Genomic DNA, 19,225 nt, shown 5'->3' on the forward strand with positions numbered 1-19,225 from the left:
CGATGCGCTGCCGAGCCGGGGCCCATCCATCTGCGCCGTACCATGTCGCCCCGGGGTCCCGGCTCTGCGCCGCAACGCTCCGCGCGTTGCAGCTTGTCCGGGACACGAGAGATCAATGACCGCGCTTCATACCCTCATCACCATTCACCGCCTCCGGTGCCATCGCGGCCCAGGCACTGGACGCGAACTGCCGGCGCCAGGTCACGACCACGACCGCTGCCGTGGTCACGAACAGCACCCAGGGGCTGACGAACCAGCCGAGATAGCCGAGCGCAAAGAAGAAGGCGCGCTGGCCGCGGTTGAAGTGGCGGCCGGCGGATTCGAACAGGCGCGAGGTGCGGATGACGTGGGCTTCGGCCTCGGGGGTGTCGCGCTGCGAGGCCGGCGGCATACCGCCGAACAGGATGGCGACATAGTTGAACAGGCGATAGGCCCAGGCGAATTTGAAGAAGGCGTAGACGCAGATCAGCACGAGGCCGACGCATTTCAGCTCCCACAAAGCGGGCGAGGTGCTGAGGTCGATCGGCAGTTTGCTCAAAATCGTGATCGCGTCGTTGGTGGCGTGCAGCAGCGCCAGCGCGCCGCCGAGCGCGAACAGGCTGGTGGAGGCGAAGAAGGCGGTGCCGCTCTGCAGCGAGGCCATGATCTGCATGTCGACCATCCGCGTCTCGCGCTCGAGCAGCCGGCGTACCCAGACCTCGCGATAACGGTTCATGCGCGCCGACAGGCTGTCGCGGCCATAGGCCGAGTGCTCTAGCGTCAAGGCATAGGCCAGCCATTCGATGATGAAAGAAGCCGACGGCGGTAATGTCGACCCAATGCCTGCTCATGTCTGTCTCATGTCTGTCTCTTGGCAAGGATCGCAACGATTGCCACGCAGGAGAGGACGCAGCAACGATTGATTGGCGGCAGGCGATGGCGCTAAAAGCGGCTGCAACTGCAGGACTCAACGAAGGACCAGTGACATGGCTGCGCTGAAACTCGCGATCGGCAACAAGAACTATTCGTCATGGTCGATGCGGCCCTGGCTCGCGCTCCGCGCCAACGACATCCCGTTCGTGGAGACGTTGATCCCGCTCTACACCGACGATCCCGCCGACAAGGCGCAGATCCTGTCCTTCAGCCGCGCCGGCAAGGTGCCCGTGCTGGTCGACGGCGACGTCACCGTGTGGGATTCGCTTGCCATCATCGAGTACGTCGCCGAGCGCTATCCGGAAGCGAAGCTCTGGCCTGACGACGTCGCCGCGCGCGCGCATGCCAGGTCGGTATGCGCCGAAATGCATTCCGGCTTTGTGGCGCTGCGCAACGAATGCGGCATGAACCTGCATCGGCCGATCCGCGCCGTGGCGCTGTCGGCGGATGCCAAAGCGAACATCGCGCGCATCGAGGAGATCTGGCGCGAGTGCCGCACCCGCTATGGCGCACAGGGACCGTTCCTGTTCGGCCGTTTCGGTGCGGCGGACGCCATGTATGCCCCCGTCGTGCACCGCTTTCGCACCTACGCGATCGAGGTGGCGCCGGACACCAGGGCCTACATGGAGACCATGATGGCGCTGCCGGCGTTCCAGGAATGGACCCGGGATGCACTGGCCGAAACGCTCGTCATAGCCAAGTTCGAGGACGCCTGAGCGGCAGTCCGACCGGCGCCGGCCGGAGGCGGGGACGCCAGCCGATCGGGAGGAGGGTGCGACAGGCCTGCGACATGTCGGCGGAATAAGCAGCTCCGCCGGTATCATCGCCCCACCGGCTGCCCCGTTATCATCCTGAAATAACTGGAAAAATTGTGCGCGGGCCATGCCGGCATGGCGCTGGCCAAAAGCATCGGACGCGTGCTATACACCCGCCCGGGTTTCCGGCCGGCCCTCGCAGTGGGACACTGGGCGAGGCGGGCGCTGTTTGAGTAATGGAGAGGGTGTTGAAGCACAAATTCCCCGTGGGAACGCGCGTCCTGTTCACGGCCAGCAATGTCGCGCGTCCGGCTGCGAGCGGCGCGTATGAGGTCATCCGTCTGCTCCCGACCGAAGGCGACGACTGCCAGTATCGGATCAAAAGCTCGACCGAAGCCTTCGAGCGCGTCGCCAAGGAAAGCCAGCTCGCGCTCTCCTGAAGGCCCGACGCCGTCAGTGCATAGGCGCCTCCCGGGAATTGTACTCTGCCGCCGTCAAAAGGCCCGCTTCACCTTCACAAGGGTGGGCGGGGCAGTTGCCGACTCGCGGTGCTCGCTTGACCATCCGCTCTTTGCTCGCGTGAGGGGACGTCGCGCATGAACTGGGCATGGGCCACTTCGCTCGACCAAATCTGGCTCTCGCCGGCCTTCCCGATTTGGATGACCCTGGCGGCTGCCGGATTCTTCGGATTGATTCTGCTGATCACGCTGTTGCGCGCCGACAGATCGGTCGCTAATGGCGCGCTGACCGTCATTACCCTGCTATCCATCGCGATCGCCGGCGCAGCCACGGTGCGTCTCTATGGACCGGACGCGCCGTCCGCTCCTGCCGAGGCGCGCGCGCAAGCTGTGGTGAGCGCGAGCCTGCCTGCGCTGTCCTGTCTCGACGATCTCGCCGGCGATGCCGTTGGCGCCGGCTGCGAGAAGGCGCTGTTCGGCGCGCCTGACGCTGCGGCCGCGGCGGTCTCCTACACCGCCGCCAGGATCGACCGCCTGACCGCGCTCGGCGATGTCGCCACGGCGGAGAAGAGCCTGACCCTCGACATGAAGGTGCTGCGCAAGTCGCTCGAGCGGGATCGTTACGGTCTCGTTGCACATGTGCTGGTGGCGCGCGACGGCTGCACGCAGTTCGATTGCGCTGCGTTCCGCTCGCTGACCGACCAGCAGCAGGTTGCCGCCAACATGGACTCCCATCTCTACGAGACCCTGGTCGCGCGCTATGCGCCGACCTGGAACGCGCCCGCAGCAGCCTCAGCGGCGATGCCCGCCAACGCCGCGCTCGCCGGACTGCCGCCGTCAATGCCGACGGGCAGGCCGACCAATGCCGAGTTCCCGAGCGCGTCCTCGACGCCGCCGGTGAGCATCATGAATCCGGAGCCCACGGCGGCGACTCGCCAGGCCGCGCCGGCCGCAAATGCGGCGGCAGCACCGCGTGCGCCGGCCGCGGCCTCCGCACAGGCCGCAGCGCCTCCGGCATCGAGCCCGCCGGCTGCGAAGAAGCCGCCGCCCCAAAAGGCTGCGCGTGCGCCTGCGGCGCCGGTTCCGCTCGCGCCGCCGCCGGCCTCGACCGCCGCTCCCGCGCCTGCGGATAACGAGTAGATCGGCATTCCAAATGCTGGGTTGCCCGGCTAATGCTTGGGCATGCCACTCCATCTGATCAAGCTCGCCGTCGGCTGCGACTCCGTCAAGGAATTGAAGGAGTGGGTGGCCGAACGGATGCAGACCGCCAAGAAGAAGGGTCTGCCGCAACATCACATCCACATCACCCGCATGGTGCCCAAGCGCGACGCCGAGATCCTCGCCGGCGGCTCGCTCTACTGGGTGATCAAGGGCGAGATTGCCGCGCGCGAAAAGATCATCGGCATCGAGCCGTTCCGCGACAAGGACGGCATCGGGCGCTGCCGGATCGTGATGCAGCCGAAAGTGATCTCGGTCTCGCCGCGGCCGATGCGCCCGTTCCAGGGCTGGCGCTATCTGACCGACGATTCCGTGCCGGCCGATCTCGGCAAGTCAGCGGCTGGCTCGATTGCGGCGATGCCGGAGCCGATGCGGCGCGAGCTGCGTGAGCTCGGACTGCTCTAAACAGCCATATTGTCGATCAGCCGGGTGGTGCCGAGCTTGGCCGCGACCAGGATCCGCAAGGGGCCGTCCTTGCGCGAGGTGACCGGTGCCAGCGTCTCGGCATGGCGGACCTCGTAATAGTCGATCACCAAGCCGGCCGCCTTGATCATCTCCGCACCGCCGGCCATCGCCGGCGCGATCGAATCGCCGGCACGGATGCGCCCGGCGCTCTCTCTCATGGCGCGGTAGAGGACAATGGCGGTCTGGCGCTCCTCGGGCGAGAGGTAGACGTTGCGCGAGGACATCGCGAGTCCGTCGCGCTCGCGCACGGTGCGGGAGCCGATCACCTTGACGTCGAGGTCGAGGTCGCGCGCCATCTGCGTCACCACGCGCAATTGCTGGAAATCCTTTTCGCCGAAGATCGCGACATCCGGCCGGACTTGCGTGAACAGCTTGCCGACGACGGTGGCGACACCGCCGAAGAAGTGCGGGCGGAAGCGGTCCTCGAGGCCGGCGAGCGCCGGCCCCTCCGGCACGATGCGGGTGGCAAATCCCTCCGGATACATGGCCGCGACGCCCGGGTGCCAGACGATATCGACGTCCTCGGCCGCGAGCTTGGCGATGTCTGCCTTCCAGGTGCGCGGATAGGCGCCGAAATCCTCGGTCGGAGCGAACTGGGTCGGGTTGACGAAGATCGACACCACGACGCGGCTGGCGCGCCGCTTGGCGAGGCGAACCAGCGACACATGCCCGTCATGGAGCGCCCCCATGGTCGGGACCAGCGCGATCGTGGCCTTTCGCTTGCGGAGATTGTCGACGGCGCGTCGCAGGGCAGGGACCGTGCGGGCGATCAATGGGCTTGCTGACATCGGGACTCGACGATTGGGAAGGGGCGCAGGTGCGGGCGTCGCCCCCGGCCGGCTAACCTTAACAAGCGGAGATCGTGGACGCCATGCATCCGGATGCGGCACAGCATCCCGCGCAAGGCGGCGTAGAACGTCGCGACGTTGTGGACTGGTTCACAGACGAAAGACGGCGCCGCGATACATCGTGAAGAACGGCGCATTGCAATTTGCATTTCCTGTCACGCATTTCACTTGACCGGTGACGCGGTCAACTCGAAGATATTCGCAAGGGGTGTTGAGGATCGCCATGCTTGTGCAGGCTAGCCAAGGCCAATCCGGCTCGGCGCACGTGGTCGTGCTGGGCAACGAGAAGGGCGGCTCCGGCAAATCGACCACGGCCTTGCACATCGCCGTTGCGCTTCTGAAGGCCGGCCAGCGCGTTGCCACCATCGACCTCGACTGCCGCCAGCAGAGCTTCACGCGCTACATCGGCAACCGGTCCGCCTGGGCGCAACGTACCAAGCTCGACCTCGAGCTTCCGGTGCATCGCTGCATCAAGCTCGGCGAGACCATGCAGATTGCCGAGAACGAGAATTCCGAGTTCCAGCAGTTCATGGAAGCCGTCTCCGCGGTCGAGAGCAGCTTCGACTTCATCGTTATCGATACGCCCGGCACCGACAGCTATCTGATGCGGCTCGCGCATTCGATGGCCGACACCCTGGTCACGCCGATCAACGACAGCTTCCTCGATTTCGACGTGCTCGGCACCGTCGATCCCGCGACTTACGCAGTGACGGGCGAGAGCCACTACGCCGAGATGGTGCGTGATGTCAGGCGCAAGCGACGCCAGCTCGACGGCGCGACCACCGACTGGATCGTCGTGCGCAACCGCCTGTCGATGCTCGGCTCGCGCAACAAGCAGCTCGTCGCCGAGGGCCTGAAGGATCTGTCGCTGCGGCTCGGCTTCCGCTACGTCGATGGCTTCGCCGAGCGCGTCGTGTACCGCGAATTCTTCCCGCGGGGTCTGACCGCCCTGGACGATATCGACGAGGCCACGCTGGGCATGCGGCCCAATCTCGGCCATCTCACCGCGCGGGAGGAGGTGACGAGCCTGCTCCGCCAGCTCAAGCTCCCGCTCGACGAGCGCGGCCGCCGCCGCGCGGCCAACCGGGCCGAGTGGTTCAGCCAGGTCGACAAGCCGCTCGAGGTCCACGATATCCTTGGCGCCTGACCTCGCGGTATAAGGCTACTCCCGGCCGATCCGGGCCTTCGGCTGGCGCGGGAACCGGGACTGCGCCGCGTGCGTTTTCACCCTGCGTTTACCGCGAGTCGAACCCGATCAAGACCGGTTGCGTCGAATAGGGACCTGCACCCTCACGTAGCGGTATGAGAATGGGGTGCTCACCGAACGAGTGCAACGCACAATGAAAGGGCTGCCGGTTCACAACATTTAGCCTTCCTGTCACGCTGCTGTGACATATATTAGGGAATAGGCGACAAGGGGACGAAGAGCCCCGGAGAACACGATTTTCAACAGGGATTCAGGCCGCTTAGGCCTGAGGCTGAGGACGAAAATGAAGCGTGGAATTGCCGTTCTGGTTTCGGTCAGTGCCCTCTGCGGCATCGCCTATTTCACGGCGAGCAAGTGGGCGATCAGGCACGAGACCATCACGTTCTACGATGCCTCGCGCGACAACCGTCCGGTGCCCGTGTCCATCGCGGTGCGCCGCGACAAGGAAATGCAGGCCAATGCCGGCATGATCAAGCTGCCCGTCGCAGTGATCAATCACGGCAACACCGTCAAGAACACCGAGTATGGCTTCCTCGCCAACATCTTCGCTGCGCGCGGCTACATGGTCATGAGCCCGCAGCACGATCTGCCGACTGATCCTCCGATGGTCACCAAGCCCGGCGAGCTCTATGTCGGCCGGCTGCCGCAGATCCTGCGCGGTGTCGCCAACATCCATCTCGCCGTGCAGGAGATGAAGAAGGTTCAGCCCAACGCCGACTACGACAAGGTGACGATGGTCGGCCATTCCATGGGCGGCGACATCACCATGTACTTCGCCAAGCAATATCCGGATGAGGTCAAGAAGGTCGTTACCCTCGACAATCTGCGCGTGCCCTTCGTCACCGCCGGCAAGTTTAAGATCCTGTCGTTCCGTTCCCAGGATCCGCAGTTCAAGGCCGATGCCGGCGTGATTCCGACCGACGAGGAATGCGAGAAGGCGGGCATTCAGGTCGTGAAGACCGAGTTCCAGCACAACGACATGCGTGATACCGGTCCGGATGTGGCGAAAAGCTCGATCCAGAGCATGCTCGACAAGTTCCTCAGCGCGACCGACAGCGAGATCGCGCCGGTCGACACGCAGTCCGCCCCGCCCAAGATCCTCGAGCCGGGCCCGGTTGCCTTGATGGCTCCTGCCAAGAGCTGACTTCCAAGCGCTGACCTCCAAGAGCTGACTTCCAAGAGCTTGCCGAGCTGACGTCGCCGCTCGACTGCACCAATCCTCAAAGCCTCCGCCGGTACCCGCCTGCGGAGGCTTTGCGCATTGACCGGGCCGCATGTGCTGACCACATTAGCTGCTGACGCAAGGTGTAGCAGCGATGTCGGTCGAACCCATCAAACCGCGCGGCCGCGATGCCGTCTCTGCGCGAGCAGACGGCGTGTTGCCGCAAGCGCAAACCTCGACCTCGGAAGACATCGCCGCGTTCGTTGCCAAGGCGCGGACCCTCTCGCCGCATGCCCCGGGCGCGAGGGGGCGGCTGATCTTCGCGCTGGATGCGACCATGAGCCGGCAGCCGACCTGGGACATGGCCTGCGCGCTCCAGGCTGACATGTTTCGCGAGACCGCAGCGCTCGGCAGTCTCGACATCCGGCTGGTCTATTATCGCGGCCTCAACGAGTGCCGCGCCACGGCTTGGATTTCAGACAGCGCCAGGCTGGCGACGCTGATGAGCAAGATCGATTGCCGCGGCGGCGATACCCAGATCGGCAAGGTCCTGAGCGAGGCCAGGCGCGAGGCAGTCGCATCCGGCGTGCGGGCCGTGGTCTTCGTCGGCGATGCCATGGAGGAAGACATCGACGAGCTCTGCGCCAAGGCCGGCGAGCTCGGCATGCTCAAGGTGCCCGTATTCGTCTTTCAGGAAGGCCATGACGCGGTCGCCGAACAGGCGTTCCGCGAGATCGCGCGGCTGACTGGCGGTGCCTGGTGCCGGTTCGATCCCGGTGCGGCGGCGCAGCTGCGCGAGCTGTTGCGGGCAGCTGCGGCCTATGCCGCGGGTGGACGTGAGGCGCTGTTGAAGCTGGCCGGAAGCGTGAGTGGCGCGGCGAAGCTGATCAGCCAGATGAAATAGCGGCCCGGCCGGTGCGGCTTGCGGCGCTGGACGCCATGCTTTTTGACAACAGCACGACTATATTCCGGCCATGACCCTGATCGCCGGCGCTGTCGCCGTTATCACGCTGTACCTGCTGCTCCAGATGTTCCGCTCCGCCAATCCAGCGGTGCTGGCGCGCACCCTCAAGTTCGGCGGCGGCGTGCTGGCGCTGGTGGTTGCGGCCTTCACCGGCTTGCGCGGCGAGCTGGCGGTTGCGATCCCGCTCGGAATTTTCGGCGCGGGCCTGCTCGGCTGGACACCACTCGCAAATGCCGGCTTCGGCAATGTCGGCGGGCTGTTCGGCGGCGGTGCGACGCGCCCGTCCGGGCAGGCCTCGCGGGTGCGCTCGCAATTCCTGGACATGCGGCTCGACCACGATTCCGGCCAGCTTTCCGGCCAGATCGTTGCGGGGCCTCATGCCGGGCGCAATCTCGACGAATTCGATCTCGCCGGCTTGCTCGCGATGGTCTCGACGTTCGACGCAGAGAGCGTGGCCTTACTTGAAAGCTATCTGGACCGCCGGTTTCCCGCTTGGCGTCAGAACGCGCAGGGCGATACGGCAGGGCGGCAGCGCCGCACGGCGGCGAGCAGCAAAATGACGGCGGAGGAAGCCTATCAGATCCTTGGCTTGCAGCCGGGAGCGGGGCGCGACGACATCAGCCGGGCCCACAAGTCCCTGATGAAGAAACTCCATCCCGACCAGGGGGGCTCGACGTATCTCGCTGCCCGGGTAAACGAGGCCAAGGATACTCTGCTTCGCACGCATAACGGCTAACTCCGGCACCAACGCTACAAACGCCCGTACCGCGTGAGCTCCGTTTGCTCTGTCTGCCGTCGCCCGCCCTTGTCGGCGTGGTCGATCCCCTTGAGCAAAGTTTTAACCGTAAATCCTTGACGAGAGGTTGTCGTGGAACAGCCTTGTCCGGAACAGCCTGCGCATCACCGCCGCACCAAAACGAAAATGCCCGCGCAAGGCGCGGGCATTTGGTCTGGAGCGGAGAAGGAAATCAGTTGCGAACGGTGATGCAGGAGATCTCGGCACGCTTCAAGGTGCGGCAGACGGCTTCGGCCTGATCGCGCTCGAGCCCGGCGAAGCGGGCGCGGTAAAGCTTGCGATTGTCCTTGGCGACGACCGGCTCGGTGAACGGGTCCGCCTTGCTGAGCAGGCCGCGGGCCGAGTTGCGGGCCGCATCGATGCGCTGCTGAGCTTCGTTCTCGCTCTCGAGCGCACCGACCTGGACGATCCAGCCGCTGTGGGTGACGGCGGGCTTGGTGGTGGCGCTCATCTGGATCGGCTGCGGCGCCGGGTCGGCCGAGGCGAGCTTGGGTGCGGCGGGAGCCGGTGCGGCGGCGGTTGCCGCCGGCAGCACGCCAAGGATGCCGTTGCCGGTACCGAAGCCTGCCGGCTGCCGCGGCAGTTCGGTGCGGGCCATCTCGGCCTTCGGCGCTTCGGGCTGGCTCACCGCCTCCGGCTTGTTGATGAGATCTGCCCTGGCGACGACGGCGCCGGAAGTTTCCGCGACGTCGGAGCGGTGCGGGACGGTGCTGGTGACCGGTGGCGCAACGACCTGGACACCACCCTGGGCCGGAGCCGCGGAGGCGACTTTCACGGCGCCGGCCTTGACCTGAACGGTCTTGACCCGAACCGGCTTCATCGGCTCGGACGAGCCGGGAATGATGGAGAGCGGCTGGCTCGAGATCACGCCATTGGTGAGCGGCGCCGGCTCCACCTTGGACTCCGTCGGCCGAGCTTCGGGTTTGGAGTGAGCGGGCGGCATCGCCGCAGTCGCTGCGGCCAGCGTCGACAGACGCGCGGCGAGCCGCGACGGGGCGGCTTCGGGAGCAGGGGCCGCCGCGGCCTGGACCGGCAGGGCGGGCCGTGCCGGCATATCCGAGGCATCGGCGACATCGGTGTTGGCTTCAGTGCCGTTGCGCTCCGTGACCGCGGCGACGGTGCGGACGGTCGCACCCTTGTCGAGGTTCTCCGCGAGCAGGTTGCGCATGATGGCGTCGCGCGAGCCACCGCTGCGGCCGCCGAGCACCACGCCGATCAGGTGGCGGTTGCCGCGGCGGATCGAGCTGACGAGGTTGAAGCCGGAGGCGCGGGTGTAGCCCGTCTTGATGCCGTCCACACCTTCGACACTGCCGAGCAGGCGATTGTGGTTGCGGATCGACTGTCCGCGCCAATTGAACGTCGAGGTCGCGAAATAGCGATAGTAGCGGGGGAAGCGCTCCTGAATGGCGCGACCCAGCGTGGCCTGGTCGCGCGCGGTCGTGACCTGCTCGTCGTTGGGAAGGCCGTTGGCATTGCGGTAGACCGTCCTGGACATGCCGAGCGAGCGCGCCTTGCGCGTCATCATCCGGGCGAAGTCGTCCTCGTCACCGGCGATCGCTTCCGCGATCACCACGGCTGCGTCGTTGGCCGAACGGGTGACGAGGCCCTTGATCGCGTCCTCGACGCGGATGGTCTGGCCGGCACGCAGATTCAGCTTGGTCGGATCCTGGTCGGCGGCGTGCTTGGACACCGGCATCTCGGTGTCGAGCTTCATCTTGCCGGATTCGAGGCGCTCGAACAGCAGATAGAGCGTCATGATCTTGGTCAGCGAGGCCGGGTGGCGGATCGCGTCAGGGCTCGTCGCCTGGAGCACTGCGCCGGAATTGCCGTCGATGATGATGGACGCGAATTTCGAGCTGGAGCTCTCGGACACGTCGTGCTGCACCCGGTGGTGCGCATAATGTCGACGATGGCGCCGCGCCTCGGCTGCGTCGACGGTGAAGATGACTGCGGTGGTGACCGTAAGAAGCCCGAAAACGCCAACCCGCGCCCAGCGCGAGGCAGACAAGTTTTTACGAAGCATGGAACCCCGTCCCCGTTTCTGACTTGATCACCGGCTCGTGAGGCGAAATTGTGCCCTACCGACCCGGGATCATTACCTGCTCAGGCTGTCCCTCCGCTGGTGTTGGCCGCGGGAGGACGTTGGACCCGAGCCGCTGTTCTGGCTAAGGTGATGTTCTCAAACGGCTTTTGGCCGCTCGCGGAAGTGACCACGTCCAGGGAATCAAGGTAGGGTGGCCCGGTTTCCAAAAGCTTAAGGAACCCTTGCGGGAAACCCCGGGAATCTCTGCGATTTGCGCCGGATTTGTGCGACGCACAAGATTCTTGACTTTTTTGTGCGTTGCACTAATTTTGGGCGGAGTCAGGGAGCCGGGGCTTCCCGACGCGAGCCAGGGAAAAGGATTCCGAAATGTTCAAGGTTGAAGACTTCCAGAGCTACGGGAAAGAGCAGTTCGAGCAGTGCGTTGCCTCCGCGACCTCGGTGCAGCACGGCCTCCAGGCGATCGCCAGCGCCTATGGCGACTACACGAAGAAGTCGTTCGAAGACACCAAGTCCTTCGTCGAGAAGCTTTCCGGCGTGAAGTCGCTGGACAAGGCGATGGAAGCGCAGACCGATTTTGCCCGTTCCGCCTATGAGACCTTCGTCGCGGAATCGCAGAAGATTGCCGGCCTCTACAGCGACCTCGCCAAGCAGGCGTTCAAGCCGGTCGAGACCATCGTGTCGAAGTTCACCCCGGCCGCTCAGTAACGTCTCGAGACATCCTGGAATCGAAAAGCCCGGCTGAACCAGCCGGGCTTTTTGTTGTGAGCGATGCGACCGTCAGCGTGCGACGCGCAGCTTCGACAGCGAAGTGCCGATATCCTTGAACACCGAGACCGTCTGGCTCGCCGAAGTGACCAGATAGAACTTGTCGCTGCCGCTGGCGCAATATTGCAGCACGCTTGAGGTCGGATCGCCGCCGGTGTTCACCTGCACCGTATAGATCGTGATGTTGTTGGGCTGGGCCTTGGCGTTGTCGCAGAGGATCTTCTGCCGGGCGTCGATCTGCGAAGCGCCGCTATACCAGCGGTTCTGCGTGTTGAGACCGTCGGAGAGCAGGACGATTGCGTCCTTGTAGGTGTAGTTCGTGTCCTTGGCCGGAGCATTCATGGGCTCGCCCGCCGACAGCGTCATCCAGCCCCAGGCAAGGCCGATGCCCTGGTTGGTGTTGCCGGTCGGAACCAGCTTGTCGATCAGAGATTTGAGCGAGGTCCAATCGTAGCTGAGCGGCATGACCGGCTGGATGTAGGCCGAATTGCTGGAGTTGCAGTAGGAATATTGCTCGGCCGGGAAAAGCGTAGCCGAATTGCTGCTCACTGGAGTCGTGTTCTTGGTGTCATAGTCCTGGTCACGATCGGTGACGCACCCGTTCCACGTGTTGTGGTTCCTCGGTGTCCAAGTCTTGCCGTTGTTAACGCAGGTCCACTGTCTCGTGTAGGAAGAGTTGCTACAGGTCCCGTTCACAGCCTCCCAGTCGGACCAGTCGATCCAGCTCTTCGTGTAGTTGCTGCTGCCGACGTTGACGTCCTTGGCGAACGGCACGATCGAGATATAGACGTCGCCGTTGGTCTTCGCGAGCGCGCTGAGCTGGTCGACCAGGTTCTTCGCGGCCGTCTGCATCGCCGGCATCTTGCCGTCGGACGCCATCGATCCCGTGACGTCGAGCACCAAGGCCACGCGCATGCGCGTCAGGCCCCAGGCGCTGGTGGATGAGGTGCCGACATCGAGGGTCGGGAAGCCGGCGATCTTCATGAAGCTGGTCGTGTAGGTGCCGGTTCCGGTCAGCTGGATCGTCGAGCCGATACTGGTGCTCGCGTTGTAGGTGGCGCCGACGCTGACCGAGGGCAGGGTCTTGGTGTCCGTGAACAAGGCGTTGAAATAGGATTGGGCCTTGGTGGCGATCTGAGACGTCGAGATGGTGCCGGCGGACAGGTCCCGTGACAGCATCAGCGCGGTGGAATCGAGGGCCGACTGCATTGCGGTACGCGCCTGGGCCGCACGGCTATAGTCGATCGCCGCGCCGACGAAGCTCAGCACTGGAACGAGCGCAATGGCGAAGATCACCGCGATATTGCCTTGCTCGGCCGCTGCGAAACGGGCGAGTTGTTGACCAAGGCGGCTGACGAGGGGCAGACCAGACATGACGATCCCCGAAATCTGTATTTTGCCCGATTTCGCGCCATGCCATTGAATGGCAAGTAAATTGGACCGTAGAAAAACGGAGCGTTTTGCGGAAAACCGTCGCAGCCGGGTTAACGGCCGGGTTCCTGGTCAACACGTTCTAAACGTGCCGGGCGGAAATTTTTGTCAAATCGCTCCGGATTGATTAACCTGATCAGGATCGCCCGGACCGGGAATCGGGACTGCTGCGACCGCCTGGGCTGAACCCCCGCGAGCTTGCGGCGGGCCGGGGGCAGGGCCATATTGCTGGCGAGCGATCCGGCCTCGACCGCATTTGCCGGGAGCGGCGATCCAAGGCGGCGCGCCTGCGCCAGGCTCCGAAGGGCGGGGTCGCGCGGTGACCGCCATTCGCTTCCGTGGGGAATTTGAACGCCTGTGCCATGCTGCAATTGACTTCCAGCCTCGATCTGTCCGCGCCAGCCGCTGCCGACGCGCCTCGCATGAGCAATGACGACAACCGTTCGGGTACTCCGTCGGGTCCGAGCACGTCGGTCATCACCAAGGTCAAGCCCAAGACCAAGCGGCCGAACCTGTATCGCGTGCTGATCCTGAACGACGACTACACGCCGATGGAGTTCGTCGTTCACGTGCTGGAGAAGTTCTTCAACAAGGACATCGAAGCCGCTACCAAGATCATGCTGCACGTCCATCATCACGGGATCGGCGAGTGCGGCGTGTTCACCTACGAGATCGCGGAGACCAAGGTGACGCAGGTGATGGATTTCGCCCGCAAGCACCAGCACCCGCTGCAATGCGTGATGGAAAAGAAGTAAGACGGCTTGCGGCGCGTTTGAAGCCCGCTCCTGTACAAGCCGCAGTGTGATTGTCGCGTAGCGGCTGCGCGCGGTGGGCTGCAGCCGGCAAAACTACGGAATTCTGCGCCGGCGCCGATCCCGCCCAAACCGGAACGGGTTTTGCATCGAAAAATGCCGCAAGTGTGTCGCCGCCGAGTGGCGGAACCGGTCTTTCGCCGCGGTCTTGTATAACTATATGTGACAAAGGTTGTTGTTGCCTGACCGGGCGATGACGATCATGATGGTGGGGGCCATAGAGGACGCGAATGCCGACTTTTTCCCAAAGCCTTGAACAATCCCTGCATCGTGCGCTGGCGATCGCAAATGAGCGTCATCACCAATACGCGACGCTCGAGCATCTCTTGCTCTCCTTGATCGACGACTCCGATGCAGCCGCGGTCATGCGCGCCTGTAGCGTCGATCTCGACAAGCTCCGTACGAGCCTCGTCAACTACCTTGAGACCGAATTCGAGAACCTGGTGACGGATGGCGCCGACGACGCTAAGCCGACCGCCGGTTTCCAGCGCGTGATCCAGCGCGCGGTGATCCATGTGCAGTCGTCCGGTCGCGAAGAGGTGACCGGCGCCAACGTGTTGATCGCGATCTTCGCCGAACGCGAGAGCCATGCCGCGTATTTCCTGCAGGAGCAGGACATGACGCGTTACGACGCCGTCAACTACATCAGCCACGGCATTGCCAAGCGGCCGGGCGTCTCCGAGGCGCGGCCGGTACGCGGCGTCGACGAGGAGACCGAGACCAAGGGTAACGAGGACGCCAAGAAGAAGGGCGAGGCGCTCGAGACCTATTGCGTCAACCTCAACAAGAAGGCGCGCGACGGCAAGATCGATCCGGTGATTGGACGCAATTCCGAAATCAATCGCGCGATCCAGGTGTTGTGCCGCCGGCAGAAGAACAACCCGCTGTTCGTCGGTGAAGCCGGCGTCGGCAAGACCGCGATCGCAGAAGGGCTCGCCAAGCGCATCGTCGACAGCGAAGTGCCGGAGGTGCTGGCGGCCGCCACCGTGTTCTCGCTGGACATGGGCACGCTACTTGCCGGCACGCGCTATCGGGGCGACTTCGAGGAGCGCCTGAAGCAGGTGCTCAAGGAGCTCGAGGCGCATCCCAACGCCATCCTGTTCATCGACGAGATCCACACCGTGATCGGTGCGGGCGCGACGTCGGGCGGGGCGATGGATGCCTCGAACCTGCTCAAGCCCGCGCTCGCCTCGGGCACGATCCGCTGCATGGGCTCGACCACCTACAAGGAATATCGCCAGCACTTCGAGAAGGACCGCGCGCTGGTGCGGCGCTTCCAGAAGATCGACATCAACGAGCCGACGGTCGAGGACGCCATCGCGATCCTCAAGGGCCTCAAGCCGTACTTCGAGGACTATCACCGGCTGAAGTACACCAATGAGGCGATCGAGGCTGCGGTGCAGCTCTCCTCGCGCTACATCCACGACCGCAAGCTGCCCGACAAGGCGATCGACGTGATCGACGAGTCCGGCGCGGCGCAGATGCTGGTCGCCGAGAACAAGCGCAAGAAGACCATCGGCATCAAGGAGATCGAGACCACGATCGCCTCGATGGCGCGGATCCCGCCGAAGAGCGTGTCGAAGGACGACGCCGAGGTGCTCAAGCATCTCGAGCAGACGTTGAAGCGCACCGTGTTCGGGCAGGACAAGGCAATTGAATCGCTCGCCGCCTCGATCAAGCTGGCGCGTGCCGGCCTGCGCGAGCCGGAGAAGCCGATCGGCTGCTACCTGTTCTCGGGCCCCACCGGCGTCGGCAAGACGGAAGTGGCAAAACAACTCGCGGCGACGCTCGGCGTCGAGCTGCTGCGCTTCGACATGTCCGAGTACATGGAGCGGCACACCGTGTCGCGCCTGATCGGCGCGCCTCCCGGCTATGTCGGCTTCGACCAAGGTGGCCTGCTCACCGACGGCGTCGACCAGCATCCGCATTGCGTGGTGCTGCTCGACGAAATCGAGAAGGCGCATCCCGACCTCTATAACGTGCTACTCCAGATCATGGACCATGGCCGCCTCACCGATCACAACGGCAAGCAGGTCAACTTCCGCAATGTGATCCTGATCATGACCACGAATGCCGGCGCGGCGGATCTCGCCAAGCAGGCGTTCGGCTTCACCCGTTCGAAGCGGGAAGGCGACGATCACGAGGCGATCAACCGGCAGTTCGCGCCGGAATTCCGCAACCGTCTCGATGCCATCGTCTCGTTCGGCCATCTCAGCGTCGAGGTGATCGGCACCGTGGTCGAGAAGTTCGTGCTTCAGCTCGAGGCGCAGCTCGGCGATCGCGATGTCACCATCGAGCTGTCCGAGCCGGCCAAGGCCTGGCTGGTCCAGCACGGCTACGACGAGCAGATGGGCGCGCGTCCCATGGCCCGCGTGATCCAGGAGCACATCAAGAAGCCGCTGGCCGACGAGGTGCTGTTCGGCAAGCTCAAGGGCGGCGGCCACGTTCGCGTCGTGCTCGTCAAGGACGAGGCCGACGAGACCAAGGAGAAGATCGGCTTCGAATTCGTCGAGGGCCCGGTCACGCCGAAGCAGGAGAAGCTGCCCGGCACCCGCAAGCGCCCGCCCGGCAAGTCCAAGCCGGGTGGCCCCGGCGGCTCGAAGGGGCCGACCTCCAAGGGGCCGCTGGTCAAGGTTTGATCGGCACAGGTGACAAATCGAAAAGGCCGGCTGAGAGCCGGCCTTTTTGTTGTTGGCTATCCGTACAGTGAACCGGTTTCAGTCGCCCCGGAGGCGCTGATCGTCCTGCACGCGGACGTGCTCGGCACCGCGCGCGCCGGCTGTGGAAAGCCGCAGCAGGCTCAGCATCGCGCCGCAGAGCGCAAATCCAACGCCGACAAGGAGCGCCAGCCTGGTCCCCTCAACCGGATACCGTCTGAGCAACAGCGCCACCAGCGCCGCTCCGGTGGTCTGGCCGAGCAGGCGCGCCGTTCCCAGCATGCCGCTGGCGCCGCCGGCGCGCTCGCGCGGGGCGGCTGCGATCATGGTACGGTTATTGGGGGTCTGGAACAGACCGAAGCCGGCGCCGGCGAGCGCCATCCGCCAGATCACGTCGAGCGGCGTTGGCGTCGCCGGCAAGAAGGCCAGCGCGCCAAGGCCGCAGGCGAATAGCGTGAGCCCAATACCGCCGAGCAGGCCGGCCGGATAATGCTCGACCAGGCGGCCGGCGAGGGGGGCCGCAAACGCCAATGCGATCGGCCATGGCGTGATCAACAGGCCCATATGCACGGCCGAATAGCCGAAGCGGCTCTGGAGATAGAAGGGGATCGCGACGAAGGCCAGCATCTGCCCGCAGAACGATGCGATCGAGGTCGCAATCGACAGCGCGAACACCGGGATGCGCAGCAGATCGACCGGCAAGAGCGGCGAGGTCATGTGAGTCTCGCGATAGATCAGCAGCGCACCCGCGGCGATCGCGATGGCGAATTGCACGAGACAGGTGATCGCGGCCTCGCCATGACCGACGCTGTCGACCGCCGCGATGCCGACGCCGAACGTGATCGCCGACAGCCCCGCACTCTGCCAGTCGAAGGAGCGGCTCGCGGGCTTGGTGTGCGGCAGGCTGCGCAGGCCCAGCACCAGCGTCACCACGCCGAGCGGCACGTTGATCGCGAACAGCCAGGGCCAGCTTCCGACTGCGAGGATGCCGGCGGCGAGCGTCGGGCCGATCGCGGCCGAGAAGGCGACGACGAGCGCGTTGAGCCCGATGCCGCGGCCGAGCAGGCTGCGCGGATAGGTGAAACGCACCAGCGCCGCGTTGACGCTCATGATGCCGGCCGCGCCAAAGCCCTGGAGGATGCGCGCGATCGTCAGCGTCGGCAGCGTGTGGGCCAGCGCACAGAAGGCCGATGACAGCGTGAACAGCGCCAGCCCGACCAGATAGACGCGTCGATAGCCGACGATCTCGCCGAGCGAAGCCAGCGGCAGCAGCGAGATCGTGATCGCGAGCTGGTAGCCGCTGACGATCCAGATCGACAAGGCCGGGGTCGCATCGAGATCGGCCGCGATCGTCGGCAGCGCCACATTGACGATGGTGCTGTCGACCACCGCCATGACGATGCCGAACGCAATGGTCAGCACCGCCTGATTGCGTTGCGGCTGCGGCAGGCCGTCGGCATGCTCGATGGTGACTGTCGACATCGTGAGCGGCGTATCGTTGGCGAATCGGACTCGGCCACATGCCGAGTATTGCGCCAACAGGGCAGGGTCGCGATAGTTCCGGAACCGCGCTGCCAGCGCGCCGGCTTACCCAAGCGCGCTTGATGCAGCTGTCCTACACCGCCGGTGGATTGCGGTCGCTGAAGGTCACGCGCTGGTGCCAGTAGGGATAGGGCAGCGTCACCGTGCTCGCGGCATCGAGCTTTGCGACCTGGTCCTTGGTCAAGGACCAGCCCACCGCGCCGAGATTTTCGCGCAGCTGGGTCTCGTTGCGTGCGCCGATGATCAGCGTCGAGACCGTCGGGCGCTGCAGCAGCCAGTTCAGCGCGATCTGCGATACGCTCTTGCCGGTCTCTTTCGCGATCTCGTCGATCGCATCGACGACACGGTAGACGTGCTCGTCCGAGACGGGCGGTCCGAATTCGGCCGTCTTGGGCAGGCGGCTGACTTCCGGTTTCGGCTGACCGCGGCGGATCTTTCCGGTGAGGCGCCCCCAGCCGAGCGGCGACCAGACCACGGCGCCCAACCCCTGGTCCAGGCCGAGCGGCATCAACTCCCATTCGTAGTCGCGCCCGATCAGGGAGTAGTAGGTCTGGTTGGCGACGTAACGCGGAAAACCGTGCTTGTCGGCGACAGCGAGCGACTTCATCAGGTGCCAGCCCGAGAAATTCGAGACGCCGACATAGCGGATCTTGCCGGCGCGCACGAGCACGTCGAGAGTCGAGAGCACCTCTTCGGGCGGCGTGAAGGCATCGAAACCGTGGAGCTGGAACAGATCGATGTAATCGGTGCCGAGCCGGCTCAGCGAACCGTCGATGGCTTTGAGCAGGTGCTCACGCGACGAGCCGATATCGTTGGGACCGTCGCCAAAGCGGAAGGTCGCCTTGGTCGAGATCAGGACCTTGTCGCGGCGACCCTTGATAGCCTCACCGAGCACCCGCTCGGACTCGCCGAGCGAGTAGACATTCGCTGTGTCGAACATCGACACGCCGGCCTCGAGGCAGATGTCCAGAAGACGCCGCGCCTCTGTCGCGTCCGTCGTGCCCCATGCCGCAAGGCGGCCGACGCCGCCGAACGTGCCCGTACCCAGGCTCAAGGCAGGCACCATGAGGCCGGACCGGCCCAAGCGTCGGTATTCCATCGATCTGCTCCTCGGCTGGCCGCTCGTTGATCGGTACGGCCTTGGTGCCGAGTTTAGCGCAAGCGGGTGCCTTGTCCTATCACGCGCTCA

The 19,225-nt window shown here is 64.8% G+C and carries 16 protein-coding genes and 1 pseudogene; 11 read left to right on the plus strand and 6 right to left on the minus strand.

Annotated features, from left to right (window positions below):
* Nucleotides 1-112: 112 nt before the first annotated feature.
* Nucleotides 113-830 (minus strand): annotated as a pseudogene (locus tag ABIA45_RS06000) (DUF599 domain-containing protein).
* Between the two features lie 135 nt (nucleotides 831-965).
* Here ABIA45_RS06000 and ABIA45_RS06005 point away from each other — a divergent pair.
* The 4 genes from ABIA45_RS06005 (at nucleotide 966) to ABIA45_RS06020 (ending at nucleotide 3,748) form a co-directional block, all read left to right on the plus strand.
* Complete coding sequence (locus ABIA45_RS06005) at nucleotides 966-1,628, plus strand: glutathione S-transferase family protein (RefSeq protein ID WP_157286667.1); 663 nt, start codon at nucleotides 966-968, stop codon at nucleotides 1,626-1,628.
* Between the two features lie 275 nt (nucleotides 1,629-1,903).
* Nucleotides 1,904-2,107, plus strand: a complete 204-nt coding sequence (locus ABIA45_RS06010; RefSeq protein ID WP_085969273.1) for a hypothetical protein — start codon at nucleotides 1,904-1,906, stop codon at nucleotides 2,105-2,107.
* Nucleotides 2,108-2,263: 156 nt separating this feature from the next.
* On the plus strand, nucleotides 2,264-3,265 hold the full coding sequence (locus ABIA45_RS06015) for a hypothetical protein (RefSeq protein ID WP_404540606.1): 1,002 nt from the start codon (nucleotides 2,264-2,266) through the stop codon (nucleotides 3,263-3,265).
* 42 nt (nucleotides 3,266-3,307) lie between these two features.
* Nucleotides 3,308-3,748, plus strand: coding sequence for a DUF1489 family protein (locus ABIA45_RS06020; RefSeq protein ID WP_024341043.1), 441 nt, complete (start codon nucleotides 3,308-3,310; stop codon nucleotides 3,746-3,748).
* Here ABIA45_RS06020 and panC read toward each other — a convergent pair.
* Nucleotides 3,745-4,596 (minus strand): pantoate--beta-alanine ligase, encoded by an 852-nt coding sequence (gene panC, locus ABIA45_RS06025; protein WP_404651374.1) that lies wholly within the window; start codon nucleotides 4,594-4,596, stop codon nucleotides 3,745-3,747. The genes ABIA45_RS06020 and panC overlap by 4 nt on opposite strands.
* 283 nt (nucleotides 4,597-4,879) lie before the next feature.
* Between panC and ABIA45_RS06030 the strand changes: the two genes are divergently transcribed.
* From ABIA45_RS06030 to ABIA45_RS06045, 4 genes are all read left to right on the plus strand, one after another.
* Nucleotides 4,880-5,803, plus strand: a complete 924-nt coding sequence (locus ABIA45_RS06030; RefSeq protein ID WP_036015216.1) for a division plane positioning ATPase MipZ — start codon at nucleotides 4,880-4,882, stop codon at nucleotides 5,801-5,803.
* 343 nt (nucleotides 5,804-6,146) lie between these two features.
* Nucleotides 6,147-7,007, plus strand: a complete 861-nt coding sequence (locus ABIA45_RS06035; RefSeq protein WP_157286663.1) for an alpha/beta fold hydrolase — start codon at nucleotides 6,147-6,149, stop codon at nucleotides 7,005-7,007.
* 172 nt (nucleotides 7,008-7,179) lie between these two features.
* The gene (locus tag ABIA45_RS06040) at nucleotides 7,180-7,929 is read left to right on the plus strand and encodes a VWA domain-containing protein (protein WP_404651377.1); all 750 of its coding nucleotides are present in this window, start codon (nucleotides 7,180-7,182) and stop codon (nucleotides 7,927-7,929) included.
* A 70-nt stretch (nucleotides 7,930-7,999) separates the two neighbouring features.
* Nucleotides 8,000-8,725, plus strand: coding sequence for a DnaJ domain-containing protein (locus ABIA45_RS06045; RefSeq protein ID WP_036015208.1), 726 nt, complete (start codon nucleotides 8,000-8,002; stop codon nucleotides 8,723-8,725).
* Nucleotides 8,726-8,957: 232 nt separating this feature from the next.
* On the opposite strand, the gene ABIA45_RS06050 is transcribed toward ABIA45_RS06045, so the two are convergent.
* The gene (locus ABIA45_RS06050; RefSeq protein ID WP_404651378.1) at nucleotides 8,958-10,808 is read right to left on the minus strand and encodes a serine hydrolase; all 1,851 of its coding nucleotides are present in this window, start codon (nucleotides 10,806-10,808) and stop codon (nucleotides 8,958-8,960) included.
* A 387-nt stretch (nucleotides 10,809-11,195) separates the two neighbouring features.
* On the opposite strand from ABIA45_RS06050, the gene ABIA45_RS06055 reads away from it, so the two are divergent.
* Nucleotides 11,196-11,534, plus strand: a complete 339-nt coding sequence (locus ABIA45_RS06055) for a phasin family protein (protein WP_028135884.1) — start codon at nucleotides 11,196-11,198, stop codon at nucleotides 11,532-11,534.
* A gap of 72 nt (nucleotides 11,535-11,606) precedes the next feature.
* On the opposite strand, the gene ABIA45_RS06060 is transcribed toward ABIA45_RS06055, so the two are convergent.
* Complete coding sequence (locus ABIA45_RS06060) at nucleotides 11,607-12,968, minus strand: TadE/TadG family type IV pilus assembly protein (RefSeq protein ID WP_271538214.1); 1,362 nt, start codon at nucleotides 12,966-12,968, stop codon at nucleotides 11,607-11,609.
* 479 nt (nucleotides 12,969-13,447) lie between these two features.
* On the opposite strand from ABIA45_RS06060, the gene clpS reads away from it, so the two are divergent.
* A complete protein-coding gene (gene clpS, locus ABIA45_RS06065) occupies nucleotides 13,448-13,780 on the plus strand; it encodes an ATP-dependent Clp protease adapter ClpS (protein ID WP_036015195.1) in 333 nt (110 codons plus the stop codon).
* 287 nt (nucleotides 13,781-14,067) lie between these two features.
* Nucleotides 14,068-16,476: an ATP-dependent Clp protease ATP-binding subunit ClpA gene (gene clpA, locus ABIA45_RS06070; RefSeq protein WP_036015184.1), complete on the plus strand. Its 2,409-nt coding sequence runs from the start codon at nucleotides 14,068-14,070 to the stop codon at nucleotides 16,474-16,476.
* 78 nt (nucleotides 16,477-16,554) lie between these two features.
* Here the strand turns inward: clpA and ABIA45_RS06075 are convergent, their stop codons facing one another.
* Nucleotides 16,555-17,976 carry an MFS transporter gene (locus ABIA45_RS06075; protein WP_404651380.1) on the minus strand — a complete coding sequence of 474 codons (1,422 nt, stop codon included), beginning with the start codon at nucleotides 17,974-17,976 and terminating at the stop codon, nucleotides 16,555-16,557.
* 133 nt (nucleotides 17,977-18,109) lie between these two features.
* On the minus strand, nucleotides 18,110-19,135 hold the full coding sequence (locus ABIA45_RS06080) for an aldo/keto reductase (RefSeq protein WP_157286657.1): 1,026 nt from the start codon (nucleotides 19,133-19,135) through the stop codon (nucleotides 18,110-18,112).
* Nucleotides 19,136-19,225 lie beyond the last annotated feature (90 nt).

This window comes from Bradyrhizobium sp. USDA 336 (assembly GCF_044908355.1).
GTDB classification, from domain to species: domain Bacteria; phylum Pseudomonadota; class Alphaproteobacteria; order Rhizobiales; family Xanthobacteraceae; genus Bradyrhizobium; species Bradyrhizobium yuanmingense.